Genomic DNA, 23,916 nt, shown 5'->3' on the forward strand with positions numbered 1-23,916 from the left:
CAGCGTCATCTGTTGCAAACGGACTCTGCTCGCGCGCACTACGTCGTCTGCAATGCCGACGAATCCGAGCCCGGCACCTTCAAGGACCGCATCCTCATGGAAGGCGATCCCTTCGCTGTTCTTGAAGGCATGACGATTGCCGGCTTCGTGACCGGAGCGCGGCAAGGTTATATCTACCTGCGCGGAGAATACCCGCTGGCGGCCGAGCGGATGCGACTCGCCATCGAGTCGGCCAATGAAAACGGGTTCCTCGGCGACAACATTCTTGGCGGCGGCCTGCAATTCAACATTGAAATTCGCCGGGGCGCCGGAGCGTATATCTGCGGTGAAGAGACCGCATTGTTCAACTCGATTGAGGGCTATCGCGGCGAACCGCGCAACAAGCCGCCTTTCCCGGTGCAGCGCGGCCTTTTCGGCAAGCCGACCATCGTGAACAACGTCGAGACGCTGGTCAACGCGCTCGACATCGTGCTTGAGGGGGCGCAAGCATTCCGCTCGTTCGGCACGCCTGAATCCTCGGGCACGAGATTGTTTTGCGTTTCCGGCGACGTCGCGCGCCCCGGGCTCTATGAAGCGGAATTCGGGATCACGCTGCGGCGCCTCATCGAATCGGCCGGCGGCGTGCGCGGCCGTTCCGTGCAAGCCGTGCTCTTGGGCGGCGCCGCCGGCACGTTCCTGAAGCCCGACGAACTCGACATGTCCTTGAGCTTCGAAGGCGCGCGTGCGGCGCACGCCACGCTCGGTTCGGGCGTCGTCGTCGTTTTCAACGAAAGCGCTGACCTGCGAAAAGCGGTGCTGCGGATCGCCAAGTTCTTCCGCGATGAGTCCTGCGGGCAATGCGTGCCGTGCCGCGTCGGGACCGTGCGGCAAGAAGAGTTGTTGCATCGGCTTGCTGCGGGCGGGACTCCGAGCTCCGCTCGGGACGGCGCATTGGGACTGCTTGGGGAGATCGGGCAAGTCATGCGCGACGCTTCGATCTGCGGTCTGGGCCAGACGGCGTCGAGCGCTGTCGAGTCGGCGCTCGCGAAGTTCGCGTTGTTCGATGGTACCGCGCGCAGATGAGCGCCGTCGACGTCACCTTCGAAATCGACGGCGCCCCAGTCACCGTGCCGCACGGATCGACGATCCTTGAAGCCTGCCGCGCCAGCGGCATCGACACCCCGACGTTGTGCTACCTCGAGAGTCTCACGCCGGTCAACGCGTGCCGCGTGTGCGTCGTCGAGCTCGAAGGGTCGAGGACGCTCGTCCCGGCGTGCTCGCGCAAGGCCGAGAACGGGATGAAGGTCCGCACCGACAGCGAGCGCGTGCGCACAAGCCGTAAAATGGTGCTGGAATTCCTGGCTTCGTCGGTCGACGTCTCGCTAGCGGGCGATATGCAGCGATACGTGCGACGCTACGCCGCAAAACCAGAGCGCTATGGGGAACGGGTGCGCACGACCGCGCAGCCGGTCACCGTGGACAACGAACTCTACGTGCGCGACTACGCCAAGTGCATCTTGTGCTATAAGTGCGTCGAAGCGTGCGGCACGGACGCGCAAAACACGTTTGCGATCGCGGTCGCAGGGCGCGGCTTCGACGCGCATATCTCGACCGAGTACGCGCGACCGTTGCCGGACTCCGCGTGCGTGTATTGCGGCAACTGCATCGGTGTCTGCCCGACCGGCGCGTTGATGTTCACGACCGAGCACGAGATGCGAAAGGCCGGCCAGTGGGATGAAGCGCGCCAGGAGAAAACCGACACGGTCTGCGCTTACTGCGGCGTGGGCTGCGTCCTGACCGTGCACGCGCAAGACGGCGAGATCGTCAAAGTGACGTCACCGACCGACAACGACGTGACGAGCGGTCACCTATGCATCAAGGGGCGTTTTGGCTGGCGATTCGTCCAGCCGCGCGGCGATACGACTCCAGATCCGCGTCCGAAAAAAGAACGAACGTGACACGCTCGATCGAGCTGCCGGAACGCAGGTGATCCGCCACTGTGCGCAGCGCGATCGCGGCCGCTTCGTCGATCGGATACCGGTACGCGCCTGTTCCCAACGAGGGGAAGGCGATCGACTGCAAGCCTCGTTCCTCGGCGATGCTCAAGGCCATTGCATAGGCTGAAGCGAGCAGCAGAGCATCTTTGGGAAGCCCCGAGTACACCGGCGCGACGGCGTGGATGACGTAACGGGCCTTCAGGTCTCCAGCGCCGGTCGCGACCGCGCCGCCGGTTGGGCATCCGCCGATCGCGCTGCATTCTTGCGTGATCGATGGTCCTCCGATGCGATGGATCGCGCCGTCGACACCCCCGCCGCCGGCTAGCCGCGAATTAGCGGCGTTCACGATGGCATCGGCTGTCACGTCCGTGATGTCGCCTCGCACGAACTCGATGCCGGCATTCCCGATCTTCATCTCTTGCACAGGTGTTCGCTTGAGCCGGCTCAAGCCCCGCGCGGCGGTTGACCAAAGCCGCAACCGGGTATACTACACGCATGAAAAGATTAACATTGCTCTGCGCCGTTGTCGCCTGCATCGCCACGCAGGGCCTCGGCATGTTGACCGCCCGAGCCGACACGGATCCGCCGAAAAGTTGGCAAGAAGTGCGCGCGCTGATCGCGCGATTCGTGGATGCGCAAAACGCACACAATCTCGACGTCACCGGTGCGCTTTTGTGGAACTCGCCCGACTTCCAAATGCAAGTACCGGACGCGCTCATCCGCGGACACGATGAAGCGGTGACCCGCTTCAATGCTCTGTACCAAGGCATGTGGCGTCTTTCGCCCGACTATTCCGGCCTCGACATCAAGATCATCAGCCCCGGACGCGCCCAGTTCACCGTTCCGGTCGAATTCAAGACCGGTGAGGCAAACGGCGATCCGATCACCACACAGTCGATCCTGCAGGCAAGCGCCATACGCACCGGCGATGGGTGGCGTATCGCGAGCATCATGCCCCAACCGCCTCCTGTAACCACCAGATAGAAACCACGTCCCGGGAGCGGCGGGGTCCATGCAGGGAGGGCGTAAACCAGCCGCGATGAGCTTTGCGGACGAGGTCAAAGCCGGGCTGACAGCCCGGCCGAAGACCCTTCCGACCAAATACCTGTACGATGACCTCGGCTCCGCACTGTTCGAGGTTATTTGCCGTTTGCCCGAATATTATCTCACCCGTGCCGAAGCGGCGATTCTGCAAAGCCATGCCCAAGAGATCATCGACGCCGTCGGAGGCACGATGGAGATCGTCGAGCTCGGCAGCGGCACGGCCGTCAAAACGCGGCTTCTCCTCGACGCAGCGCTGCGCCGCCAACCCACGTTGCGCTACCGCCCGATCGACATCTCCGCATCTGCGGTCGAAGAGACCGTGGCCGCGCTCAATCATGAATACCCGAACATCACGGTCGACGCGCTGACGACCGACTACTTCGACGGGCTCACCAAGCTCTCGCCGAACGGCGTGGCCCGACGGCTCGTGTTGTTCCTCGGCTCCAACATCGGCAACTTCGAGCCGCCCGAAGCGCGCAAGACGATGCTCGCCGTGCGCCACGCGCTGCGACCAGGTGACACGTTGCTGGTCGGCGTCGACCTGCGCAAGGATCGCGAAATCGTCGAACGCGCTTACAACGATACGCTCGGCGTCACCGCAGCGTTCAACAAGAATCTGCTGCTGCGCATCAATCGCGAACTTGGCGGGCATTTCGATCTTGCGGCCTGGTCGCACCGCGCCTGGTTCAATGACGCCGAAAGCCGCGTCGAGATGCACTTGACGAGCGACCGGAAACAAGAGATCGCGATCGACGCCGTCGGCGAGAGCTTTGCGTTTGAGAAGGGCGAGACGATCCATACGGAATCATCCTACAAGTATGTGCCGCAGCAGATCGAACGCCTGGCCCGCGACACCGGCTTCGAAGTCAGCCGCTCGTGGAACGACTCCGCCGACAACTTCAGCAGCAATCTCCTGCGCGCCGTCTAACTACCCGACGCAACAGGGATCTTCGTCGCCTGCCGAGCAGCACGACGTCGAATCGTCGTTCCGTTCTTCCGTGTCGGCGTGGACCGTATAGATCTCCCAGCGCCGGCCTTCCGGGTCTGTCGCCCAAACCTTGGTCTGATTCGCGTAGCAGCAGGTCTCCTCGCGCTCAACCGACGTCGCGAGGCCCGCGGCTGAGAGACGGTCGAGCGCACGATCGACCTCATCCGTCGACTCGACGAATATCCCGTAGTGCACGTCATGGCCCGGTGCGACGGTCTTGCTCAGGTCCAGAGCCAACTCGAGTCCAGGGTTCTCGGTCACGAAGAGCGCGTAATCATCCAGAACCTTCGCCGGCGTCGCATTGAGCAGCGTCGCGTAAAACGCGACGCTCTTGGGGATGTCCTTCGTCGCCAAGTTGAGATGGGTTTTCATGCTGCCACTCCGATCCGAAACGCCGATGCCAGCGCATCCTCCAGCCTCTTGCGCGCTCCGCGCGTGAGCCGGTAGTAGACCCAAGTCCCCCGGCGTTCGCAATCCACCAAGCCGGCTTCACGCAGCAATCGCAAATGATACGAGACGGTCGGCTGATTCAACGGAAGCGCGTCCGTACAGTCGCAGACACAGACCTCACACTCGGCGCGCGACAACATCGCCAGTATCTTGAGACGATACGGGTCGGCGACCGCACGCAGCAGGTCCGCCTGCTCTTCAAAGCTCTCGCGCACCTGCGGTGCCCGAGGGCAACTTCGTTGCATCGACATATTTCGATATTACCCGTTTTATCGACAGATGTCAATATAGTCAGGGAAGGCGATGAAAGGTCAGGCGATCGCGAGGTGGCGGCGGTAGCGGCGCTCCGCGAGGCGCAGCGCGAAATCGGCGGCGAGCGCCAATGCAGCGGACATGAGCGCCCCGGCGACCGCTTTGTCCGGATTGTCGCTTTGGATCCCGCCGAGCACGAGCGTTCCCAGCCCACCCGCATTGATCCACGCCGCCACATTCGCGATGCCGATGATGGAGATGATCGCCACGCGCACGCCGCCCAGCGCCACGGGCATCGCCAGCGGCCGCTCCACGGACCAGAAGACTTGCCACGCGCTCATGCCCATGCCGCGCGCCGCTTCGATGACGGCGCGATCCACGCCGTCGAGGCCGGTTGCGATGTTGCGGACCAAGATCATTTGCGCGTAGGCGGCCAAGGCGGTCAGCGCGGTCCGAAAACCAAGCCCTTCGAGCGGGATGAGCAGCGCGAGCAGCGCCAAGCTCGGGATCGTGTAGATGACGCCCAGCACGCCGTACACCGGCAGGCGCAGCCAGCGCCGCCGCGCGACCAAAACGCCGAGCGGGATGGCGATGATCAAAGCCACCCCGAGCGCCGCGAACGAAAGCACGAGATGCTGTCCGAGCGCGCGCGCCACGACGTCGAAGTGCGAAACGAGATAGTGCATGCTACTTCGTCGCCGGCCGCGCGGCGCGGCGCAAATCGGCAAGCGTGATGGTGCCCAGCGGCGCACCTGCGGCATCGACCACTTGCAGCGAATCGACGCCGGCGCTGACCATCGTCGCCAACGCGTCGCGCAGCGTGCGACCGGCGAGGATCTTATAGCCGGAGGAGGCGCCGTCCGAGGCGGCGCCCATCGCGCGCTCCACCGGCATGAGGCTGAAGCGCCGCAGCACGTCATCGGCGTTGACCAACGCTCCGACGAACACATTGGCCGGTCCAGTCAGAACTTCGAGAGGCGTGCCGGCCTGTTCGATGCGGCCCGCGCGCATCACGATCAAGAGGTCCGCCAGCTTGAGGGCTTCTTCGACGTCATGCGTCACGAAGAGCACCGTCTTGTGCAAGCGTGCTTGGAGCGCGCATAGTTCGTCCTGCAAGCGCTCGCGCTCGATCGCGTCGATCGCACCGAACGGCTCGTCCATCAACAGGATGGCTGGGTCCACCGCAAGCGCGCGCGCCAGACCCACGCGCTGCTGCTGTCCACCTGAGAGCTGCGCCGGATAGCGGGCGCGGTACTGGTTCGGCTCCAAGTGGACGAGCGCCAGCAACTCGTCGACGCGCTGAGCGGTGCGCAGCGCATCCCATCCGACAAGAGAAGGCACCACGCCGATATTCTCCGCGACCGTCATGTGCGGAAACAGGCCGACCTGTTGGATCACGTAGCCGATGCCTCGGCGCAGGAGCACGGGATCGACGGCCAGCGCGTCCTGTCCGTCGACCAGCACGCGGCCCGACGTCGGCTCGTACAACCGGTTCACCGTCTTGAGCAGCGTGGTCTTGCCGCATCCCGAGGGGCCGACGATGACGGCGAAGGCGCCGTGGGGAATCTCGAGCGAGACGTCGTCCACGGCGCGCGTCCCGTCCTCGTACTCCTTGACGACGTGTTCGAAAACGATCGCCGGCTGGGACTGTGCCATCTAGGTCGAGACGAGCCGGGCTTTCGATCGGTTCAGGAAGTCGGCGGCGACGTCGGCCGGCTCTTCCTTGTTGCCGTCCACGCGCCAATTCAAATGGCGCATGACCGAGTCGGTGAGCAGCGGCGCCAGACGGTTCAGAGTCGGCGCAAGCTTAGGAAACCGCGTCAGTGCGTCTTCACGCACCACCGGCGCCACCGGATACGGCGGGAAGAAGTGTTTGTCATCGTCCAGGACGACCAGATGGTCGGCGTCGATCTGCCCGTCGGTGCCGAACGCCAGCACGACGTCGACATCGCCGTTGAGCAGCGCTTTATATTTCAATCCGATGTCCACCGTCTGCACGCTTTTGAACGCAAAGCCGCCGTACGCGCGCTGCAGGCCCGGCAAACCATCCGGCCGCTCGATGAACTCGTGGACCGCGCCCAAGCGCAGTTGTGGCGCAAGGCGCGAGCAATCCGTAAGCGTGCGCAGCGCGTACTTCGCGGAGACGGCTTGCGTGGTCGCCAAGGCCTGAGTATCGTTCATCGGCGCCGCGTCGAGCCACGTGAGTTTGAAGCGGCGTTCGTATTCGCTCTTCACGAGATCGAAGACCGCCTTACGGTCGTGCAACGGCGCGCGCTTCAAAACGACGAGCAGCGCGGTGCCCGTATACTCGGGATAGAGATCGATCTCGCCGCGCGCCAGTGCGCCCATGGCGATCTGCGTGCTTCCCAAGTTCAACTTGCGCTCGACGGGCATCCCGCCCGACTCGAGCAGCCTCGCGTACAGCTCGCCCAGGATCAGCTCCTCGGTGAAATTCTTCGATCCGATCTTCACGGCAGGTCCGCCGGTGTTACCCGTTCGGCTCGAGCACGCCGGCAGCAGCGCCAAGCCGGCCATCGTCGCGAGCGCCTCGCGGCGTGAGATTTTCGAAAGCGTCATGTTTGTTCTCGCAGGGATGGCGCAGAAAGCAAACGCCCTAATCCGGAAAAAAGGGCCTCGGCCGCGAGCGCGAGGAGCGCCACGCAGGCTGCGCCTAAGAGAAGTTCACCGCCGTTATCGTTTTCCAAACCGCCGACGATGAGATCGCCCAGCCCGCCGCCTCCGATGAACGCGGCTAAGGTCGCCGACGCGATGACCTCGACGGCGGCGGTGCGCAGGCCGGTCACGATCACCGGCGCGGCGAGCGGTGTTTCAACTCGACGCAGCACCTGCGCGGGACGCATGCCCATGCCCACCGCGGCCTCGATCGCGGCGCGGTCAACGGAACGGTACCCGATGTCGGTGTTGATGAGGATGGGCGGAATCGCAAGGAGCACCAATGCCACGAGCGCCGGCGCAAAACCAAGACCGAGCAGCGGCAGCATGAGCGCGAGCACGGCCAGACTCGGCACCGAACGCAGCGCCGTCACCACACCGATGATCGTCGCGCCTGCGCGATGTCGCGCGGTCCATACCCCGAGCGGGATGCACAACAGCGCCGCGACTCCGAGTGCCGCCGCGCTCAGTCCGAGATGCCTGCCGGCTCCGGCGGCTAGAGCGTGCTGATTAGCGAGCGCGTAGGACCAAGCTGCGGCGACCGGATTCACGCCGCACCACGTTCCCCTTGAAGCAAGGCGCGCACCTCTTCGTCCGTGACTTCGCGAAAGTCCGCGTAGTGGCGCCCGACGGCGAAATGCCAGTCGCGCGCCGCGATCAACACCACGAACTCGTCGCAGTTCGCCCGGAACTGATCGAGGTAGTCTGCCGGCGCGACCGGCACGGCGCACACGACCCGCGCGGCCCCTCGCCGGCGAGCCTCCGCGACCGCGCAAAGCATCGTCGCGCTGGTAGCGATGCCGTCGTCGACGAGGATGACATTGCGGGCTTCGATGTCGAGGAGCGGCGCCGTGCCCCGCACGCGAGACTCCAGCTCGCGCGCGCGCTGGACTTGCTCGGCGGCTCGCGCCCGCAGCTCCTCTTCTCCGAGCTCTCGAGCGTATTCGGTGAACACCACGTCGCCGTGCGAAGAGGCGGCGCCGAGCGCCAACTCGGGCTGGAGCGGATGACCGATCTTGCGGATGACGATCACGTCCAAGGGCGCCTGCAGGGACGCAGCCACCGGCGCGGCGACCGCGACACCGCCGCGGGCAATGCCAAAAACAACGGGATCCTTCTCGCCGGTTAGTCTGGTCGCGAGGAGGATCCCGGCCGATCGCCTATCGGGAAACGTCTATCCCGCTTCTTTTGAGAATGCCGTGACGCCGTATTGGCGGCCGCGCCGCTGTTCGGAGACATACGTGCCGACGCGGTTACGCTCGGTCTCGCTGATCGAGATGAAGCGCACGCCGTAACGCGCGTGGAAACCGCGCGCGCCCTGGTGAGCGTAGACGACGCGTCCCAGGAGCTCGAACCTGAGATTGGGCCCAAGGAGCATGGAAACACTCACTTGGTCTGCTAAGCGCAGCTTGGCGTGAGTGCGGATGCAAGCGCCGCCGGCTGAAAGGTCCTCGAGCACCGCCGGCAACAAGGCCCCGCCGATGAGCCTGAGCTTGATCGGCTCGTCCATCGGCAAGCGCGGGGCAAGCCTAGGCCTAGCCCTGTCGGCCGAACCGGAAGGACGCTTAAACGCGGACAGCAACGAGCCAAACAGAGACATATATGTGGCACCCCTGCGGGACGGCGTGACGGCCGTCACTGCTTTCAATGATACGGCGCGCTCACCGACGTGTCAAGAAGGCCCGTGACAAGCCTGCCATCGAGCACGAAAGCGCTCCTGCCGGAGCTGCGGGCCAGCCGCTTGTAGCGGGTCGCCCGGGCGGCCAGGCTTGCGAACGTCGACAGCGGCGGTTGGGTTGCGGTTATCCCCGCGATCGATAGGGTCACCTGGGGCGACGACGACCGCGCGTCGCCCAGCGCCGGCGTTTCCCTGGATACGTGGAGCGCCGCCGACCTGCGATCGAACCGTTCCATCGCAGCTCGGCCGATCACCTCAGCCGAATGCGCGTTGCAGAGCACCAAGAAGTTCACCCCGCCGAGGTGACCCACCATGGCCTGCGGGCCATCCTCGTCGCGGGCCGTGCTGACCAGCACGTCGGCGAGCAACGCGATGACCTCGTCTCCCCGAGTAAACCCGTGGCGTTCGTTGTACGCTCGAAAATTGTTGAGATCCACGTGCAGCAGGCCGTACGGGGTGGCGGTCGCGCAGCGTCGGTCCACCTCTTGCTGCAACGGCACACGCCCGGGCAACCCGGTGAGCGGATTGGTGAAACGCTGCACGGAGGCCTGAAATTCGGTCATGGTGTGCAGCAAATCCCGTACGGAGACGACCCCTGAATACACGCCGTTTTCGAGCACGACGATCTCGTCGTACATCTCGGTGCGCCGGCGGTGCGTGACTTTGCGAGCGACATCATCGATCGAGTCTTTCGCGTCCACGGACAGGTAGGAGTCGTCCATGACCAAGCGCACCGGGCGCTTTGCGTAAACCGAATAGCCGAATTGATGCGCCAGACGCTCGTAGAGTTTGGTGCGGCTGACGAGTCCGACCGGCGCGCCGTACTCGGTGAGCACCACGCTGTCCAGGTCGTTATTGCGATCGAAGATCTCAAGCACCTCGCTCGTGTAGGCCGTCGCCATGAGCGCGGGCGCACGCCGCGTGATCGTGCTGATCGCCATGCGCTTCGGCATGGGCATGGTGCGCGTGGAAGTCGAGCGCTCGCGGATGAACGCCGCGATCTCGGCCTTCGGCTCGGTGAAGCCTCCGGCCGGCCGGCCGAGCAGAAAGCCCTGGCCGTGATCGACACCGATCTCGATGAGCGTCGCGAGTTCGTCCACCGTCTCGATCCCCTCGGCGAGCACCTTGGCGTCGATGCGGCGCGCGAAGATGATGATCGCCGAAACGAGTGCGTTCTTGGCCCGGTCACGGTCGATGTCGCGCACGAGCGCGATGTCGAGTTTGATGAAATGCGGCCGCACCTCGGTGACGGCGCGCAGGCTCGAGTGCCCGGCGCCCGCGTCGTCGATCGCCACCTTGAAACCCTGGCGGTAAAAATGCAGCAACGTCCGCTTGAGCACGTCGAAATCGGCGATCGCCTGCTTCTCCGTGATCTCCAGGACGACGCGCTCCGGCGCAAGCCGGCTGTTCTCTCCGATCTCGCGCGCCAATCCCGGGTCGTGTTCGTCGAGCACGCGCGGGCTGACGTTCAAGAACAGGTAGCAGCCTGCGGGAAGATTGGCTGTGCCCACGATCGTGTGGTGCCGGCACACCCGCTCCAGCCGCCTGGTCGCGCCCGTGGCTTGAGCGGCGGAGAACAGGGCCTCGGCGCTTTCCAGCCGGGTACCGATCGGCCCACGCGACAAGGCCTCGTAGCCGAAAACGCTGCCGTCGGCGAGCGAGACGATGGGCTGGAACAACGTGCGAATGCGCCCTTGGCTAAGGGCCGCTTCGAGTTCGTCATCTCCGACCACCGGCGGCTCGAGCGCGAGCGCCAAAGAGGCCGTCTCCGGCGCGGGGCCAGGTTGGGCTGCTTGCGGCGCTTCGACCGGCTTGGCGCGGTCGCCGGTCACAAGACTTAAAAAGCGCGCAAAACGGCCTTTGAGCCGACCCGTTACGTCATCCAACTTCAGCTGCTATCCCCGAGGGCGCGCGAGGTCCATCCGGCAAGGGCTTACTCTGAGGTCATCGGTGCCCCTCAACGGCGACGTTAGCCGTTAGGCGGCCTTCGTCCCGTTCAGGGGAGCGGAGCGCCCGCCGTGCGGAAAAGGGGCGGCCTCCCGAGCACGGCCCGATGGTCCGTCGCTCGAGGGCATTTGTTGGAGGAGGGCTACCTAGTGGAAGGCACAATCGCACGGCCATCGCCCGGCTCCGCGCATCAGCTCACGGAGAGCGAATGGCAGAGACTCGAAGGGGATCCTGATTTCCAAGCGCTCTATAAGCAGAAGATGGCGTTCATCATCCCCGCGACGATTTTCTTCATCGTCTATTACTTCTCGCTGCCCGTCCTCGTCGGCTATTTCCCGACGGCGATGGAGACGAAAGTCATCGGCGACATCAACGTCGCGTATCTGTTCGCGCTGTCGCAATTCGTCATGACGTGGGTCGTCACCGGGCTTTACGTCGGGCAGGCGAAAAAATGGGATGTGCAGGCTGCGGCGATCATCGCCAAAGTCAAAGGAGGCCGCGCGTGAGCACCCCACTCATCCTCTTCATCATCTTCATCGCGATCACGCTCGGCATCACCTTTTGGGCTTCGAGCCACAACCGCACGAAGGCGGAGTTCATGACGGCCGACCGTCAGATCACCGGCTTCCAGAACGGCTGGGCGGTCGCCGGCGACTACATGTCTGCCGCTTCCTTCCTCGGCATCGCGGGTCTCATCGCGTTCTACGGGTACGACGGTTTCATGTACTCGGTGGGTTGGCTCGTGGCGTACTTGACCGTGCTGCTGTTGGTCGCGGAGCCGCTGCGCAACACCGGCAAGTTCACCATGGCGGACGTGCTGGCGTTTCGGCTGCAAGACAATCACATCCGCGCGATCGCGGCGCTCTCGACGCTCGCGGTCAGCATCTTCTACATGATCGCGCAGATGGTCGGTGCAGGCTCGCTGGTGAGTCTGCTCGTACCGCAGATCAGCTTCCAAACCGCCATCGTGGTCGTGGGCGTTTTGATGCTCGTGTACGTCATCTTCGGCGGCATGCTTGCCACCACATGGGTGCAAATCGTGAAGGCCGTCCTCCTCATGGGCTCGACCATCGTGTTGTCGTTCATGGTGTTGGCGCACTTCCATTTCTCGATGACCGAGTTCTTCGCGGCCATCGCGAACGTGCACGGCACCGTGAAGGATGCTGCGGGCAACGTCGTCGCCACGAAGGACTTCACGCAGCCCGGGCTGCTTTACAATGGCAAGTGGGGTGCGCTTGGTCTCATCTCCCTTGGCATCGCGCTCATCTTCGGCACGGCGGGGCTACCGCATATCCTCGTCCGCTTCTACACCGTGCCGAATGCGCAGGCTGCGCGGACGTCGGTGGTGTGGGCGACCGTGCTCATCGGCGCGTTCTACCTCATGACCACGTTCTTGGGCTTTGGCGCCGCGACGCTCGTCGGCAAAGGCAATATCGGCGTACACGTCACCGGGGCCGCGGCCACGACGTACATCGCCTCACTGCAGCAGGCCGGCAAAGCGGATGAAGCGACCAAACTGCAAGAACAGCTCACTACCAAAGGCTACATCGTCAAGACACCCAACAACAACCTGGCGGGTCCATTGCTGGCCGGGCAGCTCGGCGGTGACTTCTTCCTCGCGCTGATCGCGGCGGTGGCATTCGCCACCATTCTCGCAGTCGTAGCGGGGCTGACCATAGCCGCCTCTTCGGCCTTTGCCCACGACGTTTGGTTCAACGTGGTCAAACACGGCGTGGAGGACGAGAAGGAGCAAGTGTTGGTGGCGCGCATCACCGCTGCGGCGGTGGGTGCGCTCGCGATCGTGCTTGCACTGGCGTTGAAATCCCTCAACGTCGCGTTTCTCGTCGGGTTGGCGTTCGCCGTCGCCGCGAGCGCGAACGTGCCGTCACTGATCCTGACGTTGTTCTGGCGTCATTTCAACAAGGCCGGCATGGTCGCGGGCATGCTCACCGGACTCATCTCATCGCTGGTGCTGATCGTCCTCAGCCCGGCGGTGATGGGCATCGATCCGGAAGGCGCTACGGTGAAACATATCATCCAGGCCAAGGCGCTCTTCCCGCTCGATAATCCGGCGATCGTGTCGGTGCCGCTCGGCTTCATCGTCGCCGTTTTGGCGGCGCTGCTGACGCACGACACGGCCGCGGAATCGACCTATCCGGAGCTCAGAGTGCGAGCCAATACGGGCTTGGGCGCCGAGGTATAAAACAACACGGATCTAGAGATCCGTGGCTACATGAGTGCCGGGGCTTTAGCCCCGGCCTTTTTTTTGGGATCTACTTGTTGAAATAGTCGGCGTTGATCTTCGTGTATTCTTTCCACTGCTCCGGCACTTCGGTCTCATTGTAGATGGCGGTCACCGGGCAGGCCGCGACGCACGCGCCGCAGTCGATACACGTGGTGGGATCGATATAGAGCATCGGGTCTTCGTCGGTGCCGTGGATACAGTCGACCGGGCACACGTCGATGCACGACTTGTCCTTCACGCCGATGCAGGGTTGGGCGATAACGTAGGTCACTTCGCTGCTATTCGGGCACTGCCGGGAGCGAACCTACCCCACGTTGAACCGCGCAGCGTGGAATCGGCGCCATCCATCGGCCGGTATACGGCTCTCATCAGGCGGCTGGACGCCATTGGAAGACGCGAAGGTTTCACGCTGGAAGTGCTCGACGTGTTGCGGCGCGGCGGCTATGCGCTCCCGTTCTTCGTCGTGCGCTGCGGACCGGAACGAGCGGTGCAAGTCTGCGTGTCGGCGGGCATCCACGGTGACGAGCCGGCCGGGGTCGAGGCGATCGTCCGCCATCTCGAGCAAAGCGACGGCAACGATGGCGCAGTCGGACTGACGGTTTTTCCCTGCCTCAACCCGAGCGGCTACATCGCAGGCAGCCGGCGCAACGACGTCGGCTTCGATCTCAACCGCACGTTCGGCCAGGAACCGGCGCCGATAGAAACCGAGTTGGTCCGCCAACGCTTGGCCGGGCAGCGTTTCGCGTTGGCTCTCGACCTGCACGAAGACAGCGATGCGCGCGGCTTCTATTTATACGAGCACGTGCGCGCAGAGCGCGCGCGCCTCGGGCCGCGGATCGTCTCACGCATCGCCGCCCTCGGGATGCCGATCCAAGATTCCGATTCGATCGAGGGTCGCAGGCTTATCGGCGGCTGCGTCGAGCCGGCCGAGGAACAAGTATCGGAAACGGTCGGGTTTTTGTCGATCTATCTCTTCGATCGCCATTGCGACCACACGCTCAATCCCGAGACACCGGCGGCCATGCCGATGCCCTCGCGCGTCGCCATGCACCTCATGACGCTGGCGACGGCGGTGACGGCGCTGGCTCGGGCGGGAGCCGGCGACCGAGCAGATACGCGCCGATGATGTCTTGCGCGAAGTGGCCGATGATGCTCGGCCACAGCGATCCGGTAAGAAGGTAGATGGCTGCGAACAGCGCTCCGATGATCGCCGTGCCGACGATGCCTCGAATGCCCTGATACGCATGCGCCAAACCGAATGCGATGGTCGAGAGCACGAAGCCGTAGAAGACTTGGCCGGTCAGCTGCGCGACGACGTTCAGCGCGTACCCTCGGTACAAAAATTCTTCGCAGAGCCCGGCCGTCGCTGCGACGGGGACAAACCAGATCCAGTCTGCGGTCGTGAGCGGAATCACGCGCCGCATGGCTTGAGCGTATGCCGCATCGACGGTTTCGCGGCGCATCGAACTCAACGCCAGTCCAGCGACCACCACGAGTCCGGCGAGCCACTCGAGCGGGAAGCGCGGAGGCACGAGCCCGACGTCGGCCGGCGTTTGTCCGTGAAGCTTCAACGCGTAGACCGCCGTGAGCGCGATAAGCCACACGGTCAACATCGAACGCGCGTAGCGGATGTGTTTGGCGCGCGGCGTTGCCGCGAGCGAGTGGATACGCCTCCCGAGCAGCGCACTGCTGATGGGGAGCGCGATCAAGAGCAAAGCAAGCGCGCCGAGCAGGAGCAGCGCCGGGCGGGAAAGGTGCGACAAATCCGTCAATGACAATGGCACGGCGCACATGCGTCCCAGCCGTCGTGGAGAAAGTCCTCTCTACAACTCAGTGAAGCGTATACCGCTCGTCATATTAAGCATCGGGCACCTCGCCGTCGACGTCACGGGAGGGGCCATCCCCGCCATCTTGCCCCTGCTGCAAGCCGAATTTCATCTCTCGTATTTGCTGGTGGCGGCGATCATCGCCACTTCGAACATCACGTCATCGATCGTTCAGCCCGTGTTCGGTCTGGCTTCGGACAAGGCGGCCGCCCGTTATCTGCTGCCGCTGGGCGTGCTGCTCGCCGTAGCGGGATTCGCGTTCGTCGGCCTCGCGCCGACGTACGGAGCGCTCCTTGTCGCGGTCGCGGTTTCCGGCATCGGTTCGGCGATCTACCATCCTGAAGCGTCCAAGTCGGCGTCCTACGTCGTGGGGCAGCGCCGCGCGACCGGCATGGCGCTTTTTTCGGTCGGCGGCAACATAGGCTTCGCGCTTGGGCCGATCACCATCATCGCAATCGTCGCCGCCCTGGGCATCCGCGGCACGTGGATCATGGTCATCCCTGGAATCGTGGCGGCGGCCGCCGTCGCGGCGGTGATGCCGGCCATCGCGCGCGCGAACGCTGCGCACGACCAGCGTCGGGCCCAAGAACCTGGGCGGTCGCGCCCAGGCGCGATGACGTTGCTCGTCTCGATCGTCGCCGCCCGCTCGGTCGTCTACGGCGGGCTCTTGACATTCGTGCCGCTCTACGCGGTGAACGTGCTGCATCGCGCCCCCGGGGAAAACGGCTTGCTCTTGTCCCTGTTGCTCGGCTCGGGCGCAGCAGGCACGCTTGTCGCCGCACCGATCGCCGATCGCTTTGGAAAACGCGTCACGATGCTGGTGAGTTTGGCGCTCGTCGCGCCCCTGTTGGCCGTCTACATCCTGATGCCCGGACCGATCGGCATCGCCGCGCTCGCGCTTTCGGGAGCGTGCCTCATCGGTACGTTCACGATCACGTTACTGCTCGGACAAGACTTCATGCCCAATCGGCTGGCGCTCGCCTCCGCGCTCATGATCGGCTTCACCACAGGCCTCGGCGGGCTCGGCGTGGCGCTCCTTGGCCGGGTTGCGGACCTGTTCGGGCTTGCCACCGTATTGTGGTCGCTCGTGGGAATAGCCGGCGCGGGATTCGTGTTAACGCTGCCGCTGCGCGTCACCGAGCCGCGCGGACGAGAAAGCGCCATCCCAGGGCATGTAGCGCCTGGGCTTTAGCCTAGCGCAGTACGATGTGATATTTGACGCTCATGCCGCGGCCGCCGGCGAACGCGCCCCACAGGTTCGCGTCGAGGTTGCCGTCCGCGCTTCTCAAGTGCATGAACCGGTCCACTTGATTGAAGCGATCGACAAGGCCGGGAAACGGCTTGAACGGTTTACCGGGTTTTTGAGCGGTGGGCGGGGTGCGCGGCGCCGCAGCGGGTGAAATCGGCTGCGCTCGGTTGCTCGGGTTGTTCGTGGCCGCTATGTCCACGAGGCGCTGATTGAGCGTCGTCAGCGCTTGAGCATCATCGGCGGCGGCAGCAAGCGGCGTGGCTGCCGCACAACACCAAGCGGCGAGTCCGCCAATCGCGAAACTCAGACGAACGGCATTGCTGCGCGCCATCGGTGCCTCCCACCTCTGGAGATATTATACCCGTCTGAGCGGCGCTCACACGAGTGGTCCTGGACACGAACACCCGAAAAGCGGCGGCGCCTCACAAGGTACTTTGCAGGGCAAAGTTAAACGAAGCCATGACTTTGCGCGGCAAAGTATAGGGTGAGAGGCCTTGATCTAGGGAGCGCTGATGGAGAGCTATGATGTGGCCGTCATCGGAGCCGGACTCGCCGGCTTGCAGTGCGCGAGGACACTCGCGCGCCGTGGGCTGCGCGTGGCGCTTGCCGACAAGAAGCAGACGCCATGGTCCACGGTGCACACGACCGGCATCTTCGTCCGCCGCACGCTTGAAGACTTCGCACTGCCGCTGGTCTGCCTCGGCCCACCGATCCGAGACGTCATCGTGTACTCGCCCTCGCGCAAGCCGTTAGCGCTGCGCAGCCGGTACGATGAGTTTCGCGTCGGCGACATGCGCGGATTGTACGAACGCATGCTCGACGAATGTCTGCGCTTGGGCGTCACATGGATGCCGCGCATGCGCTATTGCGGCATCGACGCGGAAGGTGCGCGGAGTTCGGTGCGCCTGCAGAAATTCCGAGCTGACGCTCGGAACGCTACATTTATATTGAAGGCGCGCTACGTGGTCGGCGCGGATGGCGCGATGTCCGCCGTGGCGCGCGACCTCGGGTTGGACTCGAACCGCGAGTGGATCGTGGGTTTGGAGGAGGTCTTCGACGGCGTGCCGGTCGCGGTGCCGCCGACGCTGCACTGTTTCCTCGATCCTGTGCTTGCGCCGGGCTATTTGGCCTGGGTAGTTCACGATGGCGTGCAGGCGCACATCGGGGTCGGCGGCGACGCGCGGCGCTTCGATCCGCAAGCGGCGCTCGCCGCGTTTCATCGGACGATCACGGGTCTCGTCGACCTTGCGCATGCCCGCCTTGTGGAGAGGCGTGGGGGCCGTATTCCGGTTGGCGGCGTGCTGGCTCGCATCGCGAATCGACGAGGCTTGCTCGTGGGCGACGCCGCCGGCGCGCCGTCGCCGTTGACGGCGGGCGGCCTCGACGCGTGTTTGCGCCTCTCGGAGCACGCGGCGAACGCGATCGCGTTTCGCATGCAAGCGGATGATGACCAGCCCCTGCAAGATTATGATGGGGCGCGCTTTCGCGCGCGCTTCTTCGCGCGGCGCTGGATGCGCAAGGCGCTGAGCGCGCTACGCGATCCCCTCGCGCTCGACATCGCTTGCGCGGCGCTGCGCGCATGGCCGTTGCGCCCTCTTGCCGAGCATATTTTCTTCGGCCGCGGTTCCTTTCCCGAAATCACAGGACGCCGCGCCCGCGGGCCGGAAGCATATGGTTTGAGCTCCCGGGGGTATTAGTCCCGGCACTTCAGTTGGAGACGTTCTTTCATGCCTACGAACCCCGCCCGCGGCGCCGCGGCGTTTGTCTGCGTCGCCCTCGCCGCCGTCGGCATAGCCGGATGCCCGGTGACGTCCGATTCGAACAACAACAACTTCATCACGGCGGAACCCAAAGCGTTTTCCATCCATACGATCGACCATTTCGCCAGCCAGGCCGGGAGCGGGATCGACAGTCAGATCATCGTCGTGCACGCGACCTATACCAACAACGACGTCAACGAGCAAGTCATCCAGACGAGCAAGTTCGCGCTCATCGACCAAAGCACACAAGCGACGTACTATGCGTTGTCCGGGGGCGACATCAACGTCCCGGCGATGCCCAATACGAGCCTCGAGTCCGGGAAAAGCATCGACGTCGCGATCGGCTTCCGCGTTCCCGTCGTCATGACGTCGGCGCGCCTCGTCTACCGCCTATAACGCGGACGCGCCGTCTCCAGTCATGAACGAAGGCGGCCGCACCCTGCTGCTCCTCGACGTCTACGCGCTGGTCTATCGCGCGTTCTTCGCGTTGCCGCCGTTGACGTCACCAGCGGGCTCGGCCGTCAACGCCGCCTACGGCTTCGAGCGCATGCTCGCGCGCATCATCATGCAGGAACGCCCGACGCACGCCGCGGCCTGCTTCGACGCGGGGATCCCCGCTGAACGCCTTTCCATCGCCCCCGAATACAAGGCGCATCGTCCGGAAATGCCGGACGATCTGTCCTCGCAGTTCCCGCTGGTGAGGCGCCTGCTCGAAGCCTATCGCATTCCGATCGTCGAGATCCCGGGCGAAGAGGCCGACGACTGCATCGCAACGCTTGCGACGCGCGCGTCGGCCGACCGGCTGCGCTCGGTCATCGTGTCCGGCGACCTCGACTTGCTGCAGCTGGTCGACGAACATTGCACGGTGGTGATGCCCCGGCGCGGCATCAGCGACATGCTGCGTTACGACATCGCCGCGGTCAAGGAACGCTTCGGGCTCGAGCCGGCGCAGCTACCCGACTATCGCGGTCTCAAGGGCGATCCATCGGACAATCTGCCCGGGGTGCCGGGTATAGGGGAAAAAACGGCCGCCAAGCTCCTCGCGCAGTTCGGCTCGCTCGACGCGCTGCTCGCGAACACCGAGGCGGTCACGCCGAAGCGGGTTGCAGATCTGCTGGTGCGCTATGCCGATCAGGCGCGCCGCTGCCGCGACGTCTCGATCGCAAAACGCGACCTACCGATCGCCCTGACATGGCCCGATGCCGAATTCCGCGGCCCCGACGCCGACAAGCTCAACGCGCTCTTCCGCGAGCTTGGCTTCCGTTCGCTGATGTCGCAGTACGACGAGCGGTCCGAGAAGAGCGAGAACAACGGACCTAAAGGTCCGTCGCCACAAGGTCCGTTGCTACAAAATACGGCGACGGTCGCCACCGACTACCGCTTCCTTCAAGCTCCGCAGGACGTGATCGACGCGATCGGGCGTGCGCGCAACGCGGGCACGGTGGCGTTGACGAGCCTGCCCGAACTGGTTTCGTGGCGCGATCCTTCGCCGATCGCCTTTGCGCTGGCGTGGGAACCAGGTGTCGCGGTCGCGTTTCCCGCGAGCAGCGCGCTCGACGAACCTGCGGTGCGCGAAGCATTCGCGGCGCTGTTGAGCGACCCGCGCGTCGGAAAGGTCGCTCATGCCGGCAAGCCGCTGACCGGCTGGCTCGGCTCCCACGGCTTGCGCCTCAACAACCTGATCTTCGACGCCGGACTCGCAGCCGGGTTGTTGGATTTCACGCGCAGCGAGCCGGCGATCGCCGAAACCATCGCGGCGCTCGACGGCGCCATCGTCCACGCGCCTTTCGAACGGCCCACGCAAAGTCTAGGACTGTTCGACGCCGGCCCACAGGTCACAGGCGCGCAAGCATCCGCCGCCGATGCGATCCTGCGCCTTTATCCGGCCCTCGAACAGCGCCTGCGAGACGCGGGCATGGATGGGCTCATGCGCGACGTCGAAATGCCGCTCGTCGAGGTGCTCGCCGAAATCGAGCAAGTCGGATTCAGGCTCGACCTGGCCGAGCTATCGCGCATCCGCGCAAATCTGGACCGCATCATCGCCGAAACGAGCGCCGCCGTCTACCGGCTCGCGGGCGCTGAGTTCAACATCAACTCGCCCAAGGCGCTGGGCGAGGTGCTCTTCGAGAAGCTCGGGCTGCCGAGCGGCTACAAGACGAAGACCGGTTACGCGACGGGCATCGAAGTGCTGGCTCCGTTGGCGCTCGAGCACGAAATCGCGGCGCGAGTACTGGAGTACCGTGAGGTCGCAAAACTCAAATCGACGTACGTGGACGCCCTGCCCGCGCTCTTGGACCCCGCGACGGGCCGGCTGCACACGACGCTGCATCAACTGGGGGCAGCCACCGGCCGTCTCTCGAGTTCGGATCCAAATCTGCAGAACATCCCGATCCGCAGCGCGGCCGGCCGCGAAGTGCGGCGCGCATTTCTAGCGCCGACGCCCGGCAACGTGCTGCTCGCCGCAGACTACTCGCAGATCGAGCTGCGCTTATTCGCTCATCTCTCGGGCGACCCGAATCTGATCGCCGCGTTCGCCGCGGGCGAGGACATCCACGAGTTCGCGGCGCGCGCGGTCTTCAACGTGCCGGCGGAGGCCGGCGTCGACGCGGAGATGCGCCGCCGCGCCAAAGCCGTGAACTTCGGCATTCTCTACGGTCAGGGTCCGACCGGGCTCGCGCAAAGCGTCGGCTTTTCGCGCGCCGAAGCCAAGGATTTCATCAGCGCGTACTTCGCGCGCTTTCCGCGGGTCAAGACGTACATCGACGAATCGCTCGAGCGCGCGCGCGAGCAGGGTTACGTGACGACGCTGCTGGGGCGGCGCCGGCTGCTTCCCGATCTGCACTCGAGCAACCACGGCTTGCGCGCCGCGGCGGAGCGCATGGCGATCAACGCGCCGCTGCAAGGCAGCGCGGCGGACCTCATCAAACTCGCCATGGTGCGGATCGCGCGCCGCTTCGACGAGTGCAAGACGCCGGCGCGCATGGTGCTGCAGGTGCATGACGAGCTGATCTTCGACGTCGCCCCCGCGAGCGTGCCGGAAGTGCGCGATATCGTCCGATCGATCATGGCGGATGCGATCCAGGTGAGCGTTCCGTTGGTGGTCGACTGCAAAGTCGGCGCCAATTGGGGCGAAGTCGAGCCGGCCTGACCTCTTTTCGATGCCCGAACTTCCCGAAGTCGAAACCATCGCCCGTGGGCTGCGCCACAAAGTGTTGCGGCGCCGCATCGCCGCGATCGAGGTCGCGTGGCAGCGCAGCATCGACCAACGCGGCGTTTCCGAACAGCTGCTCGTCGGCGACACCATCAGCGACGTCCGGCGGCTTGGAAAGTTCGTCATCCTCAGCCTGGGAAGCGGCCGCAGCGTCGCCATCCACCTGCGCATGACGGGCAGGTTGATCGTGGATCCGCCGGCCGCAGATCCGCACACGCGCCTCACCCTCCGGTTCGAGGACGGTGGGGTGCTGGTTTTCTCGGACGCGCGCAAGTTCGGGAGATGGCGCGTCATCGAAGGCGACCCGAGCCGCGCGTTGGGCATCGGCATCGACCCGTTTGACCCGGCTTTGAGCGCGAGCGTGTTCGCCGGGCTGGTCCGCAAGCGCGCCACCCCGATCAAGACGTGGCTGCTGGACCAGCGTTTTCTCTCCGGCATCGGCAACATCTACGCCTGCGAGGCGCTGTTCGCCGCCCGCATTCGGCCGCGCCGCCGAGCTCGGAGTTTGAGCGTATCGGAGCGCGCGCAACTCCTTGCAAGCTTGCGCAAAGTCATGCGCAAAGCCATACAGCATCGGGGTTCCAGCGTGGACGACTACCTCGATGCGGAAGGAATGCCGGGCGGCTTTCAGAAGCAATTGGCAGTCTACGGGCGTGGTGGTCTGCCGTGCCGGCGCTGTCGAACGCCGATACGGCGAGTTGTTCTCGCGCAACGGGGCACGTTCTACTGCCCTACCTGCCAGCAATAATCCATTCTTCTAGACAAATACATGGGGAGAACCCTGAGGTTATCGTTTGTTAATGACTGACACACCTGCGATCGCGCCCACCAAGGAAGCGGAGGACGAATTCGCGCTCGAGCAGCGGCTCTATGAAGAGAGCCTGCGGACGCTCGATGAAGGCCAAGTGCTCACCGGCGTCATCGTCGCCAAGACCCACGACGAGCTGCTCGTGGACATCGGCGGCAAGTCCGAGGGCATCGTGAGCCAGCGCGAACTGTCGCCCGGCATGCGCATCGCGGATCTTCCGGTCGGAGGCACGCTCGAAGTGCTCGTCCACCGGATCGACGGCGACGGCGACGGCGCGATGTATCTTTCCGAGCGCCGCGCGCGCGCGTTGAAGACCTGGGAAAAAGTTCTGGAAGCGCACGAGCGTAACGACGCCATCACCGCCACCGTGACGCAGGTCGTCAAGGGCGGCGTGCTGGTCGATCTGGGCATGCGCGGCTTCGTGCCCGCGTCGCAGATCCGGCGCCATCCCGTCGGCAACCTCGAAGAGCTGGTCGGCAAGACGCTGCGCTTGAAAGTGATCGATCTCGATCACAAGCGCCGGCGCGTCGTGCTGTCGCAGCGCGTCGTGCTCGAGGAAGAGCTCAATCAGAAGAAGCAAGAGCTGCTCTCGACGCTGCAGCCCGGTCAGATCCGCGAGGGCACGGTGGTGCGTCTCGCCGATTTCGGTGCGTTCGTCGATCTCGGCGGCGTAGATGGTCTGATCCACAACAGCGAGCTGTCGTGGGCGCGCATCAAGCATCCGAGCGAAGTCGTGCAGATCGGCGACAAGGTGCAAGTCGAGATCATGAAGTTCGACTCGGAAGCGCGCAAGGTCAGCCTCTCGCTCAAGCACTCGCTTGAGGATCCATGGAAGAACGTGCCGGATTCGCTCCAGGACGGCGTCATCGTCCCCGCCACGCTCATCAAGTCGACCGCGAACTATCTCCTGGTGGAGATCCTTCCCGGCGTGACCGGCATGGTGCCGAAGTCGGAATTCGATCCGGCGAAAGTGCCCGCCATCGGCGAAACGCTCAACGTGAAGGTGCTGTCCATCAACGCAGCCTCGCGCCGCATCAATGCGAGCGTGAACAAGGCAGCGCCGCAGGACGAACAGACGCCGGAAGCCGCCACCGTGACGGCGCAGATCGAAGCCCCCGCAGAGGAAGCGCCCGCCGACGAAGCCCCCGCCGCCGAGCCCGCATAATACACGCGCCAGTGTAGTGCCGGGGCTTTAGCCCCGGAAATGACATGATCATCGGTCTCACTGGCGGCATCGGCGCGGGGAAATCAACCGTCGCGGCGATGTTCGCCGCTCTCGGCGCCGCCGTCATCGATACGGATGCGATCGCGCGCGAAGTCGTCGAGCCCCCGAGCCCGGTGCTGGACGCGATCAAGGCGGAGTTCGGTCCCGGTGTGATCGGTCCGGATGAGCGCCTGCTCCGCGACGCTCTGGGCCGCATCGTTTTTGCCGACCAAGCCAAACGCGCGCGCCTCAACCAACTCATGCATCCGGCCATCCTCAAGCGCACGCTCAAGAAGATCGCGAGCTACCCTCCGTCCGCCAAGGTCGTGGTCGTCGTGCCGTTGCTCTTCGAATCCGGATTCGAGCGCAATTGCGATGCGGTCGTCGCCGTGGTGGCCGACGCAGCGGTCCGCCGGGCGCGCGTCGCCGAGCGCGACGGGCTCACGCCCGAAGACGTCGATGCGCGGATGTCGGCCCAGTTGCCTGACGCGGAATACGAACGCCGCGCCACGCTCGTGGTGCGCAACAACGGCGACGTCAAAGCGCTCAACCGCGAAGTCGCCGCCGCATGGCAACGCTTGCTTGTAGTGCCGGGGCTTTAGCCC

The 23,916-nt window shown here is 64.6% G+C and carries 27 protein-coding genes; 14 read left to right on the forward strand and 13 right to left on the reverse strand.

From position 1 onward, the window contains the following. Window positions 1-1,062, forward strand: a 1,062-nt coding sequence (locus VN934_04750) for an NADH-ubiquinone oxidoreductase-F iron-sulfur binding region domain-containing protein (protein HXM18099.1), incomplete at its 5' end; no start/stop codon positions are given. After that, a complete protein-coding gene (locus VN934_04755) occupies window positions 1,059-1,937 on the forward strand; it encodes a 2Fe-2S iron-sulfur cluster-binding protein (protein ID HXM18100.1) in 879 nt (292 codons plus the stop codon). The genes VN934_04750 and VN934_04755, both read left to right, overlap by 4 nt. On the opposite strand, the gene VN934_04760 is transcribed toward VN934_04755, so the two are convergent. Then, window positions 1,855-2,391 (reverse strand): O-acetyl-ADP-ribose deacetylase, encoded by a 537-nt coding sequence (locus VN934_04760; GenBank protein HXM18101.1) that lies wholly within the window; start codon window positions 2,389-2,391, stop codon window positions 1,855-1,857. The genes VN934_04755 and VN934_04760 overlap by 83 nt on opposite strands. An 80-nt stretch (window positions 2,392-2,471) precedes the next feature. Between VN934_04760 and VN934_04765 the strand changes: the two genes are divergently transcribed. Beyond that, window positions 2,472-2,960: a nuclear transport factor 2 family protein gene (locus VN934_04765; protein ID HXM18102.1), complete on the forward strand. Its 489-nt coding sequence runs from the start codon at window positions 2,472-2,474 to the stop codon at window positions 2,958-2,960. A 55-nt stretch (window positions 2,961-3,015) separates the two neighbouring features. Then, a complete protein-coding gene (gene egtD, locus VN934_04770) occupies window positions 3,016-3,948 on the forward strand; it encodes an L-histidine N(alpha)-methyltransferase (GenBank protein ID HXM18103.1) in 933 nt (310 codons plus the stop codon). On the opposite strand, the gene VN934_04775 is transcribed toward egtD, so the two are convergent. The 9 genes from VN934_04775 to VN934_04815 form a co-directional block, all read right to left on the reverse strand. Then, window positions 3,949-4,380: an ArsI/CadI family heavy metal resistance metalloenzyme gene (locus tag VN934_04775; GenBank protein ID HXM18104.1), complete on the reverse strand. Its 432-nt coding sequence runs from the start codon at window positions 4,378-4,380 to the stop codon at window positions 3,949-3,951. It abuts the gene before it with no gap. Continuing rightward, window positions 4,377-4,673, reverse strand: coding sequence for a metalloregulator ArsR/SmtB family transcription factor (locus tag VN934_04780; protein HXM18105.1), 297 nt, complete (start codon window positions 4,671-4,673; stop codon window positions 4,377-4,379). The genes VN934_04775 and VN934_04780 overlap by 4 nt, the downstream gene beginning before the upstream one ends. Before the next feature lie 96 nt (window positions 4,674-4,769). Continuing rightward, on the reverse strand, window positions 4,770-5,396 hold the full coding sequence (locus tag VN934_04785) for an ABC transporter permease subunit (GenBank protein ID HXM18106.1): 627 nt from the start codon (window positions 5,394-5,396) through the stop codon (window positions 4,770-4,772). A gap of 1 nt (window position 5,397) precedes the next feature. Continuing rightward, window positions 5,398-6,366, reverse strand: coding sequence for an ABC transporter ATP-binding protein (locus tag VN934_04790; GenBank protein HXM18107.1), 969 nt, complete (start codon window positions 6,364-6,366; stop codon window positions 5,398-5,400). Continuing rightward, a complete protein-coding gene (locus VN934_04795) occupies window positions 6,367-7,287 on the reverse strand; it encodes a glycine betaine ABC transporter substrate-binding protein (protein ID HXM18108.1) in 921 nt (306 codons plus the stop codon). Further along, window positions 7,284-7,934 carry an ABC transporter permease subunit gene (locus tag VN934_04800; GenBank protein HXM18109.1) on the reverse strand — a complete coding sequence of 217 codons (651 nt, stop codon included), beginning with the start codon at window positions 7,932-7,934 and terminating at the stop codon, window positions 7,284-7,286. Before VN934_04800 ends, VN934_04795 begins: the two co-directional genes overlap by 4 nt. Continuing rightward, the gene (locus VN934_04805; protein HXM18110.1) at window positions 7,931-8,530 is read right to left on the reverse strand and encodes a phosphoribosyltransferase family protein; all 600 of its coding nucleotides are present in this window, start codon (window positions 8,528-8,530) and stop codon (window positions 7,931-7,933) included. Before VN934_04805 ends, VN934_04800 begins: the two co-directional genes overlap by 4 nt. 27 nt (window positions 8,531-8,557) lie before the next feature. Then, on the reverse strand, window positions 8,558-8,983 hold the full coding sequence (locus tag VN934_04810; protein ID HXM18111.1) for a PilZ domain-containing protein: 426 nt from the start codon (window positions 8,981-8,983) through the stop codon (window positions 8,558-8,560). Window positions 8,984-9,027: 44 nt separating this feature from the next. Next, a complete protein-coding gene (locus tag VN934_04815; protein ID HXM18112.1) occupies window positions 9,028-10,947 on the reverse strand; it encodes a bifunctional diguanylate cyclase/phosphodiesterase in 1,920 nt (639 codons plus the stop codon). Window positions 10,948-11,157: 210 nt separating this feature from the next. On the opposite strand from VN934_04815, the gene VN934_04820 reads away from it, so the two are divergent. Further along, window positions 11,158-11,514 (forward strand): DUF485 domain-containing protein, encoded by a 357-nt coding sequence (locus tag VN934_04820; GenBank protein HXM18113.1) that lies wholly within the window; start codon window positions 11,158-11,160, stop codon window positions 11,512-11,514. Continuing rightward, window positions 11,511-13,211, forward strand: coding sequence for a cation acetate symporter (locus VN934_04825; protein ID HXM18114.1), 1,701 nt, complete (start codon window positions 11,511-11,513; stop codon window positions 13,209-13,211). Before VN934_04820 ends, VN934_04825 begins: the two co-directional genes overlap by 4 nt. Window positions 13,212-13,281: 70 nt before the next feature. Here VN934_04825 and VN934_04830 read toward each other — a convergent pair whose 3' ends face one another. Beyond that, window positions 13,282-13,524, reverse strand: coding sequence for a 4Fe-4S dicluster domain-containing protein (locus tag VN934_04830; protein HXM18115.1), 243 nt, complete (start codon window positions 13,522-13,524; stop codon window positions 13,282-13,284). 57 nt (window positions 13,525-13,581) lie between these two features. Here VN934_04830 and VN934_04835 point away from each other — a divergent pair, with 57 nt between their 5' ends. Beyond that, window positions 13,582-14,379 (forward strand): M14 family metallocarboxypeptidase, encoded by a 798-nt coding sequence (locus tag VN934_04835; protein HXM18116.1) that lies wholly within the window; start codon window positions 13,582-13,584, stop codon window positions 14,377-14,379. Here VN934_04835 and VN934_04840 read toward each other — a convergent pair. Continuing rightward, window positions 14,306-15,037: a CPBP family intramembrane glutamic endopeptidase gene (locus tag VN934_04840; GenBank protein ID HXM18117.1), complete on the reverse strand. Its 732-nt coding sequence runs from the start codon at window positions 15,035-15,037 to the stop codon at window positions 14,306-14,308. The two genes, VN934_04835 and VN934_04840, sit on opposite strands and share 74 nt — an antisense overlap. A gap of 49 nt (window positions 15,038-15,086) precedes the next feature. Between VN934_04840 and VN934_04845 the strand changes: the two genes are divergently transcribed. Then, complete coding sequence (locus VN934_04845; protein ID HXM18118.1) at window positions 15,087-16,271, forward strand: MFS transporter; 1,185 nt, start codon at window positions 15,087-15,089, stop codon at window positions 16,269-16,271. A 1-nt stretch (window position 16,272) separates the two neighbouring features. Here VN934_04845 and VN934_04850 read toward each other — a convergent pair whose 3' ends face one another. Beyond that, window positions 16,273-16,659: a hypothetical protein gene (locus VN934_04850; GenBank protein ID HXM18119.1), complete on the reverse strand. Its 387-nt coding sequence runs from the start codon at window positions 16,657-16,659 to the stop codon at window positions 16,273-16,275. Window positions 16,660-16,840: 181 nt separating this feature from the next. On the opposite strand from VN934_04850, the gene VN934_04855 reads away from it, so the two are divergent. From VN934_04855 to coaE, 6 genes are read left to right on the forward strand one after another with little or no spacing between them, the layout of a single operon-like run. Continuing rightward, window positions 16,841-18,025 carry an NAD(P)/FAD-dependent oxidoreductase gene (locus VN934_04855; GenBank protein ID HXM18120.1) on the forward strand — a complete coding sequence of 395 codons (1,185 nt, stop codon included), beginning with the start codon at window positions 16,841-16,843 and terminating at the stop codon, window positions 18,023-18,025. Between the two features lie 30 nt (window positions 18,026-18,055). Further along, a complete protein-coding gene (locus VN934_04860; protein HXM18121.1) occupies window positions 18,056-18,484 on the forward strand; it encodes a hypothetical protein in 429 nt (142 codons plus the stop codon). A 22-nt stretch (window positions 18,485-18,506) separates the two neighbouring features. Beyond that, window positions 18,507-21,236, forward strand: a complete 2,730-nt coding sequence (polA, locus tag VN934_04865; GenBank protein ID HXM18122.1) for a DNA polymerase I — start codon at window positions 18,507-18,509, stop codon at window positions 21,234-21,236. Between the two features lie 10 nt (window positions 21,237-21,246). Continuing rightward, on the forward strand, window positions 21,247-22,047 hold the full coding sequence (gene mutM, locus VN934_04870; protein HXM18123.1) for a bifunctional DNA-formamidopyrimidine glycosylase/DNA-(apurinic or apyrimidinic site) lyase: 801 nt from the start codon (window positions 21,247-21,249) through the stop codon (window positions 22,045-22,047). A 52-nt stretch (window positions 22,048-22,099) separates the two neighbouring features. Then, window positions 22,100-23,272: a S1 RNA-binding domain-containing protein gene (locus VN934_04875; GenBank protein ID HXM18124.1), complete on the forward strand. Its 1,173-nt coding sequence runs from the start codon at window positions 22,100-22,102 to the stop codon at window positions 23,270-23,272. A 44-nt stretch (window positions 23,273-23,316) separates the two neighbouring features. Next, window positions 23,317-23,913, forward strand: coding sequence for a dephospho-CoA kinase (coaE, locus tag VN934_04880; protein HXM18125.1), 597 nt, complete (start codon window positions 23,317-23,319; stop codon window positions 23,911-23,913). The last annotated feature ends 3 nt before the right edge of the window (window positions 23,914-23,916 follow it).

This window comes from Candidatus Tumulicola sp., assembly GCA_035601835.1.
Taxonomy (GTDB): domain Bacteria; phylum Vulcanimicrobiota; class Vulcanimicrobiia; order Eremiobacterales; family Eremiobacteraceae; genus DATNNM01.

Excerpts from the sequence above, each read along its gene's own strand:
- VN934_04755 (HXM18100.1), top strand. The coding sequence starts at position 1,059 with ATGAGCGCCGTCGACGTCACCTTCGAAATCGACGGCGCCCCAGTCACC.
- VN934_04760 (HXM18101.1), bottom strand. The coding sequence starts at position 2,391 with ATGAAGATCGGGAATGCCGGCATCGAGTTCGTGCGAGGCGACATCACG.
- VN934_04765 (HXM18102.1), top strand. The coding sequence starts at position 2,472 with ATGAAAAGATTAACATTGCTCTGCGCCGTTGTCGCCTGCATCGCCACG.
- egtD (HXM18103.1), top strand. The coding sequence starts at position 3,016 with ATGAGCTTTGCGGACGAGGTCAAAGCCGGGCTGACAGCCCGGCCGAAG.
- VN934_04775 (HXM18104.1), bottom strand. The coding sequence starts at position 4,380 with ATGAAAACCCATCTCAACTTGGCGACGAAGGACATCCCCAAGAGCGTC.
- VN934_04785 (HXM18106.1), bottom strand. The coding sequence starts at position 5,396 with ATGCACTATCTCGTTTCGCACTTCGACGTCGTGGCGCGCGCGCTCGGA.
- VN934_04790 (HXM18107.1), bottom strand. The coding sequence starts at position 6,366 with ATGGCACAGTCCCAGCCGGCGATCGTTTTCGAACACGTCGTCAAGGAG.
- VN934_04795 (HXM18108.1), bottom strand. The coding sequence starts at position 7,287 with ATGACGCTTTCGAAAATCTCACGCCGCGAGGCGCTCGCGACGATGGCC.
- VN934_04810 (HXM18111.1), bottom strand. The coding sequence starts at position 8,983 with ATGTCTCTGTTTGGCTCGTTGCTGTCCGCGTTTAAGCGTCCTTCCGGT.
- VN934_04850 (HXM18119.1), bottom strand. The coding sequence starts at position 16,659 with ATGGCGCGCAGCAATGCCGTTCGTCTGAGTTTCGCGATTGGCGGACTC.
- VN934_04855 (HXM18120.1), top strand. The coding sequence starts at position 16,841 with ATGGAGAGCTATGATGTGGCCGTCATCGGAGCCGGACTCGCCGGCTTG.
- VN934_04860 (HXM18121.1), top strand. The coding sequence starts at position 18,056 with ATGCCTACGAACCCCGCCCGCGGCGCCGCGGCGTTTGTCTGCGTCGCC.
- polA (HXM18122.1), top strand. The coding sequence starts at position 18,507 with ATGAACGAAGGCGGCCGCACCCTGCTGCTCCTCGACGTCTACGCGCTG.
- mutM (HXM18123.1), top strand. The coding sequence starts at position 21,247 with ATGCCCGAACTTCCCGAAGTCGAAACCATCGCCCGTGGGCTGCGCCAC.
- VN934_04875 (HXM18124.1), top strand. The coding sequence starts at position 22,100 with ATGACTGACACACCTGCGATCGCGCCCACCAAGGAAGCGGAGGACGAA.
- coaE (HXM18125.1), top strand. The coding sequence starts at position 23,317 with ATGATCATCGGTCTCACTGGCGGCATCGGCGCGGGGAAATCAACCGTC.